Here is a 15108-nt window from a genome sequence, read left to right as displayed (position 1 = left end):
TAAGACACCGCTACCGGATACTCACTCAGGCGCTACCAGATACTCACCACACCGCTACCATTTCAGTCTTCTGAACACATGCCTTGGCGCCATAGATGGTTCAGACTGTTGTAGGCCTTTCGCACGTTGGAATGTGTCCATACCCATGTCCAATTTCCTGTATCAGGGTCTTTAACCCTGGTCCTCTCGTCCATCCACCTGCGGTAGACAGTGTTGAAGTTATGGAGCAATACACCCCAGTCAGCTACCTCACGCGCAGGGATTTTTCGTTTTGGTTGATGCGCTTAGATAGCACCTGGGTGCCGTCGATATCTAAGACGCAAGCGTGGTGAAAGTATTTACCGACGTCCATGCCGATGACATAGTCGTAGGTCATGCCAGACCTCCTAGCGAATTGAATGAGTATGGGACTTATTTCATCGCTGGTGGTCGGACATACTTCACGCTGGCATCCACATTACTTTGAGACCTCGCACATTCTGTGCGGGTCAGGTTCCTATTAGCAGTCTGGAGTATGCCACTGCCTTCGGCGGCATCACCCCCCGGATCATTTTCAGACAGGGACGAAAACAAGCCATACCGAAGCCAGCGACTAGTTCCACTGCCCCAAGGCAGAAGGAACGCAGACAAACATAACCTGCCCCAGCATGGGGCTAGGAGTACGAATCCTGAGTTCCTTCAAGCGGAACTGCCAACAACGTAATGGGGGAGAAGGGTGCCCCCGCAAACAACGCCGATCTCGGTGCCCGCGTTAATCGCGTCCCGAACTGATTTTCCACCCGCGTGCTGCTTTGCGTTGCTGCCAGAAGTGACGGTAGATACCGGGGACATCGGAAAGCTCAGAATGCGTGCCCAGCTGGCTGACTTGCCCGTGTTCATCCAAGACTACGATTTGATCAGCAGATTTGATTGTATCCAGCTTATGGGCGATGACAATAAAAGTAGATTGCTCCCGTAGCTCGTCCATCGCAGCAAGAATGTTTGCCTCATTTTCTGCATCGAGCGCGGAGGTAGCCTCATCAAAGAGTACAATCGGCGCTTGCTTGAGAAGCGCGCGAGCTACAGATACGCGCTGGCGTTCACCACCGGATAGAAGCCGACCGCCTTCACCAACAGGAGTATGCCACCCTAGGCGGTTGGCAATAGAAGTCACGCCTGAAAGATCAGCTGCGCGGAAGACTTCCTCATCGGAGGCGTCGGGACGACCAACGCGGATATTAGCGATTAACGAGTCGTCGAAGAGGTAGACATCCTGAAAAACCATGGACAGTCTGGACATTAACTGTTCGGTTCCAAGCTCGCGGATATCTACGCCGTCAACCATCACCGCCCCGGAATCTACATCCCAGAATCGCGAAATAAGGCGCGCAATTGTGGTCTTTCCGGAGCCAGAAGGACCGACAATGGCGGTAACGGTGCCTGGTCGAGCATGGAAAGCGATATCTACCAATACTGGTTTATCGCCGTATCCAAACGTGACATTACGCAGCTCTACACTTCCCGAACCATCGCCTGGGCGCGGAGTAGTGGGTTCCGGTAGGGAAGGGGCATCGGTGATGAGCTCAGTTTCTGTGAGCGCGATACGGCCGGCATCTAAACCGACGAAAGAAGAACCCAGCTGCTCAAGCGTGCGGGTAAACCTCAAGCTGATTCCGATGATCGCAATTGTTTCTAGTGGCGATAGGGCGCCTTCAACGGCAAGATCCGCGGAGACCATAATGAGAGCCACAATGAAGATCTGCACTACTATGCCGTTGAGTAGCAAAGCTAATGTGGATACCCATAGCTCGCGTATTCGTGCTTTATGGTCGATTTCTAGCGCTTGCTCTAGTGGCGCAAAAACTTGTGATTGTCCTGCCGCGCGCAGGGCTGGTTGACGGTTAGCAAATTCTACGATGCGCTGGGAGAGCTCTTTACTCGGCCCCAGTGCGCGGTTCGATGCTTTCTCACGAATCCATGCAGCCAACTGCATCACCACGAGCGCCAATGGTGCGATGATAAGAAGGACCAAGCCCAGCTTCGGGTTCCAGAAACACGCTCCTACTAACAAGGTGACAAGTGCCGCGCTATCGCGGTATATCGTTCCTTGAATATGCGCAATGGTCTCGGCCGCCACCATAAAGCGATCTGAAACGAGGCGAGATAGGCCGCCGGTATTAGCCGGTACGAACCAGCCGAGCGGTAGCGTTGCTAATTTATCGCCCACAGTCGTGTGCGCGGCTCGGATGAAATCCAAGGCCGTGTGGTAAGAGGCCATGGTTGCGAAAAATCGTAGCGCAAAAGCTACGAGTGCAATTGCCAAAAGCGTCCACATCCATGGTGCGATCGTCGTATCCCCATCGAGTGCCTTTGTAAGTGGCACGAGCGTGAGAACGGCGAGGCCATCAAGCACGCCAACGATAAGCGATAGACAAGCATACCTTTTATTGAGCTTATGGCCTACAGGACTTTGCAGCTTTTTGACACTGCGAGTGAGTAGCGGATCACGAAGACGCGAACTAACAGGCGTAGTGGCATTAGACATGAGAATTATCCTTCATAGGCTTGAGGCAGATTATTTGGTCTGCTCCTTGGATGGACTCCGGCTTGTGGGCGATGACTAAGACGGTCTTGCCTCTGACGAGTGTGGCTAGAGCTGCTTGAATTTCTGCTTCGCAGTCAGGATCAGTTGCCGCAGTAGCTTCATCCAGGATCAAGATTGGGGCATTGGTAATGATTGCCCGGGCAATAGAAATGCGTTGCTGTTGTCCACCGGATAAAGAGGTGTCCTCACCAACAACGGTGTCGAGCCCAGCCGGTAAAGCGCGAATATCAGCAGCTATGTGCGCAGCCTCTGCGGCTTGCCAGATCTCTTCATCGCGGGCTTCTGGGCGTGCAAGGCGAATGTTTTCCCGAATACTCATACGCAGTAAGTGAGGATCTTGTAAGACGAAAGCCACAGTGCGGTACAAACTGTCGAAAGTGAGATCACGGATATCCACGTTGTTGATAGTGATTGTGCCCGAATCTGGATCCTGGAAACGCGCCAACATCGTTGCTGCTGTGGATTTGCCAGACCCGGAGGGGCCAATCAATGCCGTGACAGTGCCTGCATTTAGTTGCGCAGAAAAGTCTTGGAGGACTGGTGTGTCTGGGGCGTAGCTAAAGCTGACCTTATGGAACTCCACCTCCATGTCTTGACTATTGGCGTCGAGGCTCTTTTGGCCTTCTTTCACATGGGAAATTGTCATGACTTCATCAAGGCGCAACGCCGCATTGCCAGCGAGCTGGTAAGACCACATCATTTGGCCGACGGTTTGAATCGTGCCCGGGAGCACCAGCGCAATTAACGTTGTTGCGATGACTTCAGCGACCGTGACATAGCCACCAGCTATCAGCAGGGAACCGACTCCTAGATTGATAAGGATGAGGACAGGAACCGCCACCACAGACTCTGAGATTGCGGAAACACGCAGAAGCGGACGTACCCACTCGTAATAGAATTCCGCGAATTTTTGGGCAGCTTCGCGATATCGAGCGTGGGCTTTGCCAACGGTGCCGAAAGCCTTGACGACGGAAATACCTTCGGAGAACTCCACCGCAGTCGCAGAGACCTCACCCAGATAATTATCCATTTCCGCAGTTTTTGTGCCCATATCTTTCATTGAATATGCTTGGATTGCTAGGAAAATGGGCACAGTGGCAATAGAAAGTAGACCAAGGCGCCAATCCAAGATAAAGGCATAAACCAGAAGCGCGAGGGGCGTAAAGATCGCGGCGACCTTCTCTACAGGAGCATGGGCTGTCAGGGTGTGCAGAGTTAACGTATCGTCCTCGACGGCTTTGCGGACTTTGCCGGAATTAGTCTGGCTAAACCACGAGAGTGGTGCTTTCGCAATAGCGGTAATAATTCGGCGCCGGTTAATCCCCACCAACTTTGCATCAGCGAAGTGGGTGATTGCAAGGGCAAGGAAATAGAAGAATAGCTGGCCCAAAAATGCAGCAAGTAGCCATTTCACAATGGACGCGACGTCATCAGTATTGCCGTCGATTAGAGCATTTCCCAGTGCCACCAACGCGACGTAGGGTGCTACGGCGAGTACCGAGGATATAAGCGCGAGAAACTGTGCGAAGTAGATGGTTGTTTGCACTGGGGCCAGTAGTTTTTTTAGAGCGACCTGGCCGGCTTTTAGTTTTGCGCGAGCCTCTTCTTCCGGTGACGCACCGTGTGATTCTGGTGCGTGGGTTCTGCTTGATTCTGTGGAACTTTGTTTTAGTTCAGACATTTCTTTCTCAATTCTTGTTGATGTCAGTCATATCGATGATTCTGGTGACTGATTCTTGGATGAATTCGTGGTCATGGGTGATGACGATGACCACTGCTCCGCTTGCTGCAAGAGATCGAAGTAGCGCAGAGATGGATTGCAGTTGGCGCCAGCCCACGCCAGAGGTAGGTTCATCGAAGATGTAGATCGCTGCTTGCTCGGCTTGGGCTGAAGCTATGGCTAAGCGTTGCCGTTGCCCACCGGACAGAGACTGCGGATGCCGTTGGGCCATTCCTGCCAGATCGAGGCGATGGAGAATCTCATTGACATCGATGTGGTCCCGCTTCTTCTTTGCCAGTCCGAGCGTGACTTCTTCTTCGGTGGTGGCTGCGAATAATTGGCGGCCAACATCTTGCATCACCATGTACGCGGCACGTCTGCGGGCAGCCGCTCCTACTCGTTTGCTGTTCAAACGGAGACTACCGCCGCGTTTGGGAGAAGCAAGACCACAAATGATCCTGGCGAGGGTGGTTTTTCCAGCGCCGTTGGGCCCGATTAAGGCGGTGACTTCGCCGCTGGGGAAAAATGCGTGGTCAATGTTTAATACCTCATGTGCGCCATAAGAAAAACAGATGTTGCTTAGCTCGAGTCCGCTCCGCTGGGGATCGGCGTTTTCGAGCGTGGGTGGTACCGGCACGCTCGCGGGCAGGGGAACATGGTGTAAGCTGCGTAGCCCCAATTGTTTGCGTTCGGGTTCGTCTAAGGCATAAAACTCCTGAGCGCGGAAACTCCGCGTTATTTTTCCCTGAGTCAAGTAAATAACTTGGTCAGCGATATCTTTTAAGAAAAAGAGACGGTGATCAGCGATAATGATCGTTGTGCCTAATTCCTTCAAGCGGTGTAGCACGCGTGCAAGAATATCGATGCTTTCCATAGAGAGATTGGACGTGGGTTCATCGAGAAGCACGAGACTGCCCGGGGACACAAGCGCGCATGCGCATGCCACGGTTTGTAACTGCCCACCGGATAATTCTTTGAATCGCCGGCCCCGAAGATCGTTAATGCCTAGTAGCTCGACCGCTGATTGAATCCTCGACTCAATTTCTTTGGGATCTACACCAAGGTTTTCTAGCCCGAAGGCCAATTCTGCATTGACGCTTTCAGTGAAAAATTGTGTCCTTGGATTCTGGAATACTGAGGCGCTGAACTCGATGGCTCGGGACAGCGGTTCTTCCGCAGGGGTAAAAGCCTGGTCATCCTTTATAATAGTGATGGTGCCTAGTAGCTCTCCTGGATTGAAATGGGGGATGAGTCCGTTGATCAACTTGAGTACCGTGGACTTTCCCGATCCGGAATCACCGGTAATCAGTAGACACTGTCCTGGAGAGACAGAAAAAGACACATCAGATACACCTTGAATACCTGGCCGAGCTCCCAATGGATATGTAAAAGAAACGTTGTGGGCGTCTACACTGGTTGCGATACTGCGTTCGTTCATAAGTGGACCTCCGTGGGAAGCCAGACAGAGGCAACAACGAGGCCCAACCCAGCTAGTGCAGTTGCATCGACAAGCTTGAAGGAAAGATCGGCGGTGGTGGTTGGGCGTGCGGGTCCTCCCAATCCCCGGACAAGAGCAGAGGCAGCGAGCTCATCACCAGCGCGGACGACGGCACCTAATAAGGGGATGATCAACATCGCGGACGATTGTGTGGGCTGTGTGATCCAGCTTTTTACTCCAGGCTGGAGACCCCGAAGGACCATGGCATCGCGGATGGCTTTGGCTTCTGCCACGATGATCGGCAAAACGCGCAGGAATACCGCCGGTGGAATGGTGGCCCAGCCTGGTAAACGCAGGTCCCGCAGTGCTGAGGTCAACGTGGATGGTGTGAGAGTGAGCAAGCCGAATGTGCCGATGGACATGCTGATGACAAAACGGCTTAGCCACGAAAAAATTGCCGCTGAAAAAGCGAAAAATGTGGAGCCAGGAAGCTGTAATAGGCCCCAGTACCCTAGATAGGATAATGCAAAAGCGAACAGGCAAATAAGACCATAGTGTGGCTTTACTGTAGCTAGTGCGATGGAGCTGAAAGCGATAGAAATCAGCAGTGTCGGTAGGTGGCCGTGGCTGAGAGCTACCGCATTGATTACTAGAACAGAAAGCAGCACGGTCCGTGGATCGATCGAAGATCGATGAAGCACGCCCTGTTTTGGCAGGCTCACAGGAGACCAGCGCTTTCAAAGTGTTTGCGGCTGACGCGAACTCCGACCTTTCCTCCGATAAAGCCGACGATGAGCGCACAAATGGCCAGTACTCCAATGGTCCATGGCTGGAAGATATCCGACATGGCATCGGCATATTCTTGACCCATTTGGTCTGCGATATCGACGTAGTAGGAGTCCGTATCCAGAATTAGCGGGATAAAAGGCATAGAAATCCAGACACAGAAGACGCTGTAGGCAATAGGGAAGGATTTGGCAATACTGAGGTGGCTTTTTGTAATAATCAAATCCGCGATAAACCCTAGAATTATGCTTCCCAGCAGGGTCCAGAAGTAGTGTCCGGTGAGCATGAATGCTAGTCCGTTAATACCACCGACGAGGGTGAAAGCACCCATTTTGGGCGTGCGGGCGGCATAAAGCGCTAGCACGATTCCGTTTGCGATTGCCGCGATGAACCATCCAATAAACATGAATTGTGGTCCTGCGAATCCAATCATTCCGCTTACAAAGGTGATTACAAAGTAAAGTGCAGCAAAGATGCCAGCGTTGATGAGATCTCTGGTGTTTAAACGTGCCGTCGACCCACTGGATGAGCTTGCACTCCGTGCGGGCGTAGAGGACTGTTGGGTCATAGTAAACCTCGATTTATGAACAGCAGGAAAGGTAAGGCTTACCTAAGTTAGGTAATACTGTTTATAAAACATTTCAAGTTTTGATCTGAAGATTCACCCTTAATGGGGGTGAATGCAGATAAGTAGACATCAAACCAGACCACGACTACCGACTAAGTACCGACAAAATCGGCACCAACGGCAAGACAACCCTGCGATGGGGAGGCAAACTACGCCGCCTCTACATCGGACGCAGATGGGGCGGGGAACCAATCACCATGGTCTGCATCGACAACCACGTCGACGTCAAAATAGCCATCACTGGGGCACAAATCGCCGCCTACACACTCACCGAAGAAAAGATCTACTACAACTAGAAAGACAACGAACTCAACCCCAGTCGGGGCAACTAAAAAATCTCGAGACACCGACCGGAACGATGTCTCGAGACTTCACAGCGTGCCCCAGAGAAGATTCGAACTTCCGACACCGGCTTTAGGAGAGCCGTGCTCTATCCCCTGAGCTACTGGGGCGGGGGTGCGTTGCGCACCTAGGTAAGACTAGCAGCCCCGCGTGGGGCGGCGTTAAATGCGTCGCCTTTCGTTTATTCGCCGGCCAGCTCCGCGTACTTGGCGCGGACCTCGCTGGCGGAAGGGTTGGTGGCGTGGGTGCCGTCGGAGTAGAGGACGGTGGGCACGATGCGGTTGCCGTCGTTGACGGACTCGATCCAGGCGTTGATGTCGGCGGTGTCGGGGGAATCCGCTTCGACGTTGACGAGCTCGTATGGGGTTTCGGTGCGGTCCAGGTTTTTGATCAGCTTGGCACAGAACGGGCACCAATCGGCGAAGAAGATGGTGACGTGCTCAGTGGTTTCGGGAGTGGCAACGTTGGTGCTCATTAAGCAGCAGCCTTTCTGTCGTAGGTGAGGAAACGGTATTTCATCGGCAGCTCGCTGGGCGGCTGGCCGGGAATGGTGAGGTGGCCTGATTCGGAGGTCAGCCAGTCACTATCGGCAGATAGGCTGAATTCCTCCGGAACGCTCGGGGCCAGGACGGCATCTGCGCCGTAGGCATCGCCGACTTGTACACCCATGAGGGTGAGCTCGATTGTATCCACGCGGTCGAGGGCGGAGCTGTAGAGCTGGCCGCCGCCGATGATCCAGGCGTCGTCAAGCGTGGCGTCAAGTGCGGCGTCGAGGTTGTCCACCACGGTGGCACCCGCGGACCATTCGCCCGGCTGACGGCTGGACAGCACAATGTTCTCCCGGCCTGGCAACGGGCGGAACTTGGGGTTGAGGGACTCCCACGTCTTGCGGCCCATGATGACAGGCGCGCCCATGGTGACCTCTTTGAAGTGCTTGAGGTCCTCCGGCACGTGCCAGGGCATGACCACGCCGTCACCAATGACCCCGTCGAGGGATTGAGCCCAGATTGCGCCCAGCATTAAACGGACACCTGCGCCTTGATGGTGGGGTGGGGGTCGTAGCCGATGACCTCAAAATCATCGAAGTCATAGTCAAAGAGGCTTTCGGCCTTGTGGAGCTTGAGCTGCGGGTACTCGCGGGGCTCGCGGGAGAGCTGTTCCTTAACCTGCTCGATGTGGTCGTTGTAGATGTGGCAATCCCCACCGGTCCAGATGAGCTCGCCTACCTCTAAACCTGCTTGCTGCGCAAACATGTGAGTCAGCGCCGCGTAGGAGGCCAAGTTGAAGGGGACACCGAGGAACATGTCCGCCGAGCGTTGGTAGACCTGCATGGAGAGTTTGCCGTCGGCGACGTAGAGCTGGAAAAGCAAGTGACAGGGCATGAGCGCCATCTTGTCCAGCTCAGACACATTCCACGCGGAGACCAAGTTGCGGCGCGAATCCGGGTTGTTTTTCAGGGTATCGAGCGCGACCTGAATCTGATCGATGTGCTGGCCATCCGGCGTGGGCCAGGAGCGCCATTGCACGCCGTAGACGGGGCCCAGCTCACCGTCCTCATCGGCCCACTCGTTCCAGATACGGACCTTGTTTTCCTGGAGCCACTTCACGTTGGAGTCACCGCGCAGGAACCACAGCAGCTCACCAATCACGCCGTGGAAGTAGACCTTCTTGGTGGTCAGCAGGGGAAAAGACTCCGCCAGGTTATAGCGAAGCTGGGCACCGAACAGGGAGAGGGTGCCGGTGCCAGTGCGGTCGCCTTTGGGAGCGCCTTCTTCCAGGACGCGGCGCAGGAGGTCCTCGTACGGAGTCTCAATCATGGTCGCCATGATAGCGCTCTTGCGCCCGTGCCACGCGCGTGGGGTTAGTACCCGCCGTTGGCCTCCGCGTAGGCGGCGGCGTGTTCCAGAATCTCCTCTGCCAGCTCCGGGCGGCAGATCAAAAGATCCGGGATGAAGGTGTCCTCATTGTTGAATTTGATCGGGGAGCCATCCAGGCGCGAGCAGTGCAGGCCCGCGGCCAAAGCCACGCCCACCGGGGCGGCCTGGTCCCACTCGTACTGGCCGCCGGCATGGATGTAGCCGTCATAGTCGCCCAAGAGCACGTGGATCGCCTTCGCACCTGCGGAGCCCACGCCGACGGTCTCAAAGCCCATCTTCTCCGCGACGTAATCCGCAACCTTCGGCGGACGGTTGCGGGAAACCACAAACTTCTTCGACAGCGGGCCGGTCACCGCGCGCACGTCGGAGGACTTAAAGGTCACGCCCATGTCCGGCATGCCGACGGCCGCGTGGATGGGGGTGCCGTTTTCCACCAGCGCGATGTGGACGGCCCAGTCCTGGCGGCCGGTAGCGAATTCCTTGGTGCCGTCGAGCGGGTCGATGATCCACACGCGTTCCTTCTTTAGACGGCTCAAGTCATCGGCAGCCTCTTCCGACAGGACGCCGTCCTTGGGACGGTGCTGCTCAAGGACGCGGGAGATCCACTCCTGAGCGGCCTCATCGCCGGCATCACCCAGCGCCAAGCCGCGCAGCAGGCCACCGTTGCGCACGCCTTTGAGGATTTCGCCGCAGCCATCGGCGAGGGAGTTGGTTAGACGGGAATCAGAAATCTCAACGGTCATAGTGACCAGATTAGCGCGCGCGATACAGTAGGGCATGTCTAAAAACGTTCTGGCGAAGTTTCGCCCACAGGTGGCCGGGTGGTTCCAGGACGTTTTCGCCGCCCCCACCCCCGTCCAAGAGCAGGCATGGGAGGCGATTTCCGGTGGTGCGAATGCGCTGGTTGTGGCACCGACCGGCTCTGGTAAGACGCTCGCGGCATTTCTGTGGGCGCTGAATTCTTTGGTGGAGCGCGAAGGCCAGACCGCGCTGCCGCTGAGCAATGAACCCTCCCGCGAGGGAGCTCATGATGGCGTGAGAGTGCTGTATATCTCACCGCTCAAGGCTTTGGGCGTGGACGTTGAGAATAATCTGCGTGCCCCGCTCAACGGCATTGCCCGCACCGCCGAGCGGCTGGGCCTGGAGGTGCCGGATATTACCGTCGGCGTGCGCTCGGGGGATACCTCGCAGGCAGAGCGGGCTCGCCAGGTGCGCAAGCCCCCGGACATCCTCATCACCACGCCGGAGTCGGCCTACCTCATGCTCACATCCAAAGCGGCGGGGATTCTGAAGACCGTGGATACCGTCATCATCGATGAGATCCACGCGCTGGCCGGCACCAAGCGCGGCGTGCACCTGGCGCTGACTTTGGAGCGCCTCGGGCTCATCGCCGGGGAGTTCCAGCGCATCGGGCTCTCCGCCACGGTGCGGCCGCTGAGTGCTGTCGCGAACTTCTTGGGCGGCGACCGTCCCGTGGACATCATCGCCCCGCCCGCGAAGAAGCGCTGGCAGCTCGACGTCCACGTGCCGGTCGAAGACATGTCGGACCTGCCCACCCCGGAGCAAGGCTCGCCCATCGGGGAGGCGACTGTCGACGACCCCCTGGGCATCACCCAAGGCCCCCAAGACGCGTTGCGCGTAAACGCGCAACGCAAGGAAGAGAGCGGGGTAGGAGACTCCGCCCTGCCCACGGCGAAGTCCATCTGGCCCTTCATCGAAGAAGAGCTCTACGCCGAAATTATGGAGCAGCGCTCCACGCTCGTCTTTGTTAATTCCCGTCGCACCGCCGAGCGGCTTACTAGCCGGTTCAACGAGCTTTATGCCCAGGAGCACGATCCGGAATCCTTGAGCCCAGCGACCCGGCGCGACCCAGCCCAGCTGATGAAACAGGTGGACGTTGCCGGGAAGGCACCTGCCGTTATTGCCCGCGCGCACCACGGTTCGGTGTCCAAGGATGAGCGCGCGCTGACGGAGACGATGCTCAAGGAAGGCACGCTCAAAGCCGTTGTGGCCACGAGCTCCCTGGAGCTGGGCATCGACATGGGCGCGGTGGAGCTGGTGGTGCAGGTGGAATCCCCACCCTCGGTGGCTTCTGGTCTGCAGCGCGTGGGCCGCGCCGGGCACTCCGTCGGCGCGGTCTCCCATGGTTCCTTCTATCCCAAGCACCGCGCGGACCTCGTGCAATCAGCACTCACAGTCGCCCGCATGGAGGAGGGCCTCATCGAGGAGATGCACACCCCGCGCAACCCGTTGGATGTCTTGGCACAGCAGACGGTAGCGGCGGTGGTGGCGTCGGCAAGCGCGGGCACGAGCGAGGGACTCGAGGCCGACAGTTGGTACGACACCGTGCGCCGCGCTTGGCCCTATAAGGATTTGGCGCGCGAGGTTTTTGACTCCGTTCTGGACCTGATCAGCGGCGTGTACCCGTCGACGGATTTTGCAGAGCTCAAACCCCGTGTGGTCTATGACCGCGTGACAGGCATCCTCACCCCGCGCCCCGGCGCGCAGCGCGTGGCGGTGACCAACGGCGGCACCATCCCGAACCGCGGCATGTTCGGCGTCTTCCTGGTGGGTACTGGTGAGGCCGGTTCCGCGCCGCGCCGCGTGGGTGAGCTCGATGAGGAAATGGTCTATGAAACCCGGGTGGGAGATATTTTCACCCTCGGCGCGACGAGCTGGCGCGTGGAGGAGATCACGCGCGACCAAGTGCTCGTTAGCCCTGCGCCGGGGCACACCGGGCGTTTGCCTTTCTGGAACGGTGACCAAGCTGGGCGGCCCTATGAGCTGGGCAAGGCGCTGGGCGCATTTCGGCGGGAGGCACACGCGGACCCGTCGGTGGTGCGGTATGCGGATGAGAACGCGCGGCGCAATATCGCCGCCTACCTGCAGGAACAGAACGAGGCCACCGGGCTCATCCCGGATGAGAAGACACTTCTGCTGGAGCGCTTCACGGACGAGCTGGGGGATTGGCGCGTGCTGTTGCACACCCCGTTTGGCCGGCCGGTGAATGCGGCGTGGGCGCTGGCGGTGGGACAGCGTGTGGCGGAGCGTACCGGGATGGATGCACAGGCCGTGGCGGGCGATGACGGCATCGTGCTGCGCTTGCCGCAGGGCGAGGCGGATCCGGATGCCGCGCTCTTTCTTTTCGACGCCGATGAGATCGCGGACACCGTCACCGAGCAGGTGGGCAACTCCGCGCTTTTTGCCTCCCGGTTTAGGGAATGCGCGGCGCGAGCTCTCCTGCTGCCGCGGCGCAACCCGGGCAAGCGCGCGCCCTTGTGGCAGCAGCGCCAGCGCGCGGAGCAGCTTCTCGACGTCGCCCGCAACTACCCCTCTTTCCCCATCATCCTGGAGACTGTGCGCGAGTGCGTGCAGGATGTCTATGACCTGCCGGCGTTGACGGAGGTCATGCGGGAGCTGGCGCACCGCCGCATTCGCATCGCGGAGGTCACCACGGAGCAGCCCTCACCTTTCGCGTCCTCGCTGCTGTTTAACTACACCGGCGCGTTCATGTACGAGGGGGACTCGCCCCTGGCGGAAAAGCGCGCGGCGGCCTTGGCCCTAGACCCCGCGCTGTTGGCGAAGCTTCTGGGCACGGTGGAGCTGCGCGAGCTTCTCTCCGCTGAAGTTATTGCTGAAGTCCACGCCCAGCTGCAGCGCACCACTGTAGAACGCCAGGCGCGGACCACCGAGGAGGTCGCGGACCTGCTGCGCGTGCTGGGCCCCATCCCGGTCGAGGAGTTCGGCGCGCACGCCACGGTGCCATTGAGTGCACTCGATGCGCTCGGTGCGCGGATCATGCGGGTGCGCATCAACGGCCGCGAGCACGTGGCCCAGGCGCTTGATGCGCCGCTGCTTCGCGACGGCCTGGGCATCCCCGTCCCGCCCGGCATCCCCGCCCAGCAGGCCACGATTACCGACGCCCTGGATCAGTTAGTCAGCCGCTGGGCGCGCACGCGCGGGCCCTTTGTGGCGCGCGATGTGCAGGAGGCCTTTGGCCTGTCGGCCGCGGTGACGCATTCCACGCTCAATGGGCTGGACTCCATCCTGGCTGGGCACTACCGGCAGGGCGTGGAGGAGCAGGAGTACTGCGCGGCGGAGGTGCTCAAGGTCATCCGATCGCGCTCGCTGGCGGCCGCGCGGGCGGCCACGCAGCCGGTTTCGCCTGCGGCCTTTGGGCGTTTCCTCCCTGACTGGCAGCAGGTGGCGGCGGTGGGCCGGCGCCCGGTGCTGCGCGGGGTGGACGGCGTCTTTGCGGTCATCGAGCAGCTGGCCGGGGTGCGCCTGCCAGCCTCTGCCTGGGAGAGCCTCATCTTGCCTGCGCGTGTAGGGGACTATTCGCCGACGATGCTCGATGAGCTGACCACCGGCGGCGAGGTCCTTATCGTGGGCGCGGGCAAGGCTGGCTCGAACGACCCCTGGATCATGCTGCTACCGGCGGACTATGCCGCACAGCTCGCCCCGCAGGTTTCTGCAGAGGAGGTGGGCTTGTCCATGCTGCAAACCCAGCTGCTCGAGGCCTTACAGGGCGGCGGCAGCTATCTTATCTCCGATATTCAACCGCAGCTGAGCGGTACGCCCGAGGAGGTTCGCGAGGCCCTCTGGGGACTGGTGGAGGCTGGCCTAGTCAGCCCCGATTCCTTCGCTCCTATCCGGGCCCACCTTGCCGCAGGCGGTCCCGCTGGGCGTGCGGCGCATCGCGCGCGGCGCAGACCATCGCGTTCGCGACTGCGCATGGGGCGCACTTCCTTTGCGCAATCGCTCAATGTGTCTGGTGCGCAGGCCGCACCAGACGTGGTGGGGCGGTGGTCGCTGTCCGTGCCCGCCGCCACGGATGCGACGTCGCGCTCCATCGCGCACGGCGAGGCCTGGTTGGACCGCTACGGCGTGCTCACCCGCGGATCCGTGGTGGCCGAGGACGTCCTGGGTGGCTTCGCCCTGGCTTATAAAGTGCTCTCCGGCTTCGAGGAATCCGGCAAGGCCATGCGCGGCTATGTCATTGAAGGCTTGGGGGCCGCGCAGTTCTCCACGCCTGCGGTCATTGATCGCCTGCGCGGCGTGGATGATTCCCCCGATGTTACGGGCTGGCCCTCCGGCACCCGCGAGCCGCAGGCCTATGTCCTTGCCGCGACCGACCCGGCCAACCCCTATGGTGCGGCGCTGTCGTGGCCCACTACGGATGCCGGCGAATCCGCGGCCCGGCCGACCCGCGCCGCGGGTGCCTTGGTGGTGCTCATGGATGGCTTGCCGGTGGCGCACCTGACCCGCGGCGGGAAGACACTGACCACGTTCTTCAACGCCCTTCCTGAGGGAATCGAGCGCACCGAGGTACTAGCCGCAGTGCTTGCAGGACTCAACGAGCTGGTTGCCGCCGGGCACTTGAGCAAGGTGGTTATTGAGAAGGCGAACGGTCGGCCTATCTTCGAGTCGAAGCTCGGCGGCGAACTGCGTGCACTGGGTGCGGCACTAACCCCGAAGGGCGTGCGGATTACTGGCTCTGCCCACACCGCCTCTTCCGGCCGTGCAGGACAGCACGGCCAATCTGGAGAAGCCGCGCGCTCCGCCGAGCCTTACCGTCCCGCACGTCGCGGTGGGCGCCGTGCCGTCGAGGCGATGGAGGAGCTCACCTTCGATGATCCGGAGGATTCCACTGAGTCTGGTGGTTCATCGACTGCACCGGGCAGCCCAGGTGGTTTCCGCCCGCGCCGCCGACGCCGCTGAATGATATTCACC

The 15108-nt window shown here is 58.9% G+C and carries 10 protein-coding genes, 1 tRNA gene and 3 pseudogenes; 2 read left to right on the top strand and 12 right to left on the bottom strand.

Annotated elements, in window-relative coordinates; translation table 11 throughout:
• Positions 1–77: 77 nt before the first annotated feature.
• The 7 genes and pseudogenes from QP999_RS13125 to QP999_RS13095 all read right to left on the bottom strand — a co-directional run.
• A pseudogene (locus tag QP999_RS13125) lies at positions 78–245 on the bottom strand (IS1249 family transposase); the annotation flags it as partial.
• A gap of 8 nt (positions 246–253) precedes the next feature.
• Positions 254–376: pseudogene (locus QP999_RS13120) on the bottom strand (IS110 family transposase); the annotation flags it as partial.
• 375 nt (positions 377–751) lie between these two features.
• Positions 752–2524 (bottom strand): ABC transporter ATP-binding protein, encoded by a 1773-nt coding sequence (locus QP999_RS13115; protein ID WP_029158873.1) that lies wholly within the window; start codon positions 2522–2524, stop codon positions 752–754.
• Complete coding sequence (locus QP999_RS13110) at positions 2517–4265, bottom strand: ABC transporter ATP-binding protein (RefSeq protein ID WP_070529421.1); 1749 nt, start codon at positions 4263–4265, stop codon at positions 2517–2519. Before QP999_RS13110 ends, QP999_RS13115 begins: the two co-directional genes overlap by 8 nt.
• 7 nt (positions 4266–4272) lie before the next feature.
• Positions 4273–5742 carry an ABC transporter ATP-binding protein gene (locus QP999_RS13105; RefSeq protein ID WP_012714930.1) on the bottom strand — a complete coding sequence of 490 codons (1470 nt, stop codon included), beginning with the start codon at positions 5740–5742 and terminating at the stop codon, positions 4273–4275.
• Positions 5739–6410 carry an energy-coupling factor transporter transmembrane component T family protein gene (locus tag QP999_RS13100; protein ID WP_232748473.1) on the bottom strand — a complete coding sequence of 224 codons (672 nt, stop codon included), beginning with the start codon at positions 6408–6410 and terminating at the stop codon, positions 5739–5741. Before QP999_RS13100 ends, QP999_RS13105 begins: the two co-directional genes overlap by 4 nt.
• A gap of 50 nt (positions 6411–6460) precedes the next feature.
• Positions 6461–7096, bottom strand: a complete 636-nt coding sequence (locus QP999_RS13095) for an MptD family putative ECF transporter S component (protein WP_012714931.1) — start codon at positions 7094–7096, stop codon at positions 6461–6463.
• Positions 7097–7236: 140 nt separating this feature from the next.
• Between QP999_RS13095 and QP999_RS13090 the strand changes: the two are divergent.
• Positions 7237–7514: pseudogene (locus QP999_RS13090) on the top strand (IS481 family transposase); the annotation flags it as partial.
• A gap of 21 nt (positions 7515–7535) precedes the next feature.
• Here the strand turns inward: QP999_RS13090 and QP999_RS13085 are convergent.
• From QP999_RS13085 to QP999_RS13065, 5 genes are all read right to left on the bottom strand, one after another.
• Positions 7536–7608, bottom strand: a tRNA-Arg gene (locus QP999_RS13085).
• A 71-nt stretch (positions 7609–7679) separates the two neighbouring features.
• Complete coding sequence (locus QP999_RS13080) at positions 7680–7973, bottom strand: mycoredoxin (RefSeq protein ID WP_010187687.1); 294 nt, start codon at positions 7971–7973, stop codon at positions 7680–7682.
• On the bottom strand, positions 7973–8518 hold the full coding sequence (locus tag QP999_RS13075) for a dihydrofolate reductase (protein ID WP_070520619.1): 546 nt from the start codon (positions 8516–8518) through the stop codon (positions 7973–7975). Before QP999_RS13075 ends, QP999_RS13080 begins: the two co-directional genes overlap by 1 nt.
• Positions 8518–9324 (bottom strand): thymidylate synthase, encoded by an 807-nt coding sequence (locus QP999_RS13070; RefSeq protein WP_070597462.1) that lies wholly within the window; start codon positions 9322–9324, stop codon positions 8518–8520. Before QP999_RS13070 ends, QP999_RS13075 begins: the two co-directional genes overlap by 1 nt.
• Positions 9325–9359: 35 nt before the next feature.
• Entirely contained in the window at positions 9360–10118 is a 759-nt protein-coding gene (locus QP999_RS13065; RefSeq protein WP_198530301.1) for a 3'(2'),5'-bisphosphate nucleotidase CysQ, read from the bottom strand.
• 34 nt (positions 10119–10152) lie between these two features.
• Between QP999_RS13065 and QP999_RS13060 the strand changes: the two genes are divergently transcribed.
• Positions 10153–15096 (top strand): Lhr family ATP-dependent helicase, encoded by a 4944-nt coding sequence (locus QP999_RS13060; protein ID WP_284848456.1) that lies wholly within the window; start codon positions 10153–10155, stop codon positions 15094–15096.
• Positions 15097–15108 lie beyond the last annotated feature (12 nt).

Origin of the sequence: Corynebacterium sp. MSK004, from assembly GCF_030232515.1 — a bacterium.
Classification (GTDB): Bacteria; Actinomycetota; Actinomycetes; order Mycobacteriales; family Mycobacteriaceae; genus Corynebacterium; species Corynebacterium hesseae.
The sequence above is the reverse complement of the archived record's forward strand: the minus strand, read 5'-3'. Positions and strand labels throughout refer to the sequence as shown.

Coding starts and splice junctions, on each gene's coding strand:
- QP999_RS13065 (WP_198530301.1), bottom strand. CDS start 10,118: ATGACCGTTGAGATTTCTGATTCCCGTCTAACCAACTCCCTCGCCGAT.
- QP999_RS13060 (WP_284848456.1), top strand. CDS start 10,153: ATGTCTAAAAACGTTCTGGCGAAGTTTCGCCCACAGGTGGCCGGGTGG.
- QP999_RS13070 (WP_070597462.1), bottom strand. CDS start 9,324: ATGGCGACCATGATTGAGACTCCGTACGAGGACCTCCTGCGCCGCGTC.
- QP999_RS13075 (WP_070520619.1), bottom strand. CDS start 8,518: ATGCTGGGCGCAATCTGGGCTCAATCCCTCGACGGGGTCATTGGTGAC.
- QP999_RS13110 (WP_070529421.1), bottom strand. CDS start 4,265: ATGTCTGAACTAAAACAAAGTTCCACAGAATCAAGCAGAACCCACGCA.
- QP999_RS13095 (WP_012714931.1), bottom strand. CDS start 7,096: ATGACCCAACAGTCCTCTACGCCCGCACGGAGTGCAAGCTCATCCAGT.
- QP999_RS13080 (WP_010187687.1), bottom strand. CDS start 7,973: ATGAGCACCAACGTTGCCACTCCCGAAACCACTGAGCACGTCACCATC.
- QP999_RS13115 (WP_029158873.1), bottom strand. CDS start 2,524: ATGTCTAATGCCACTACGCCTGTTAGTTCGCGTCTTCGTGATCCGCTA.
- QP999_RS13105 (WP_012714930.1), bottom strand. CDS start 5,742: ATGAACGAACGCAGTATCGCAACCAGTGTAGACGCCCACAACGTTTCT.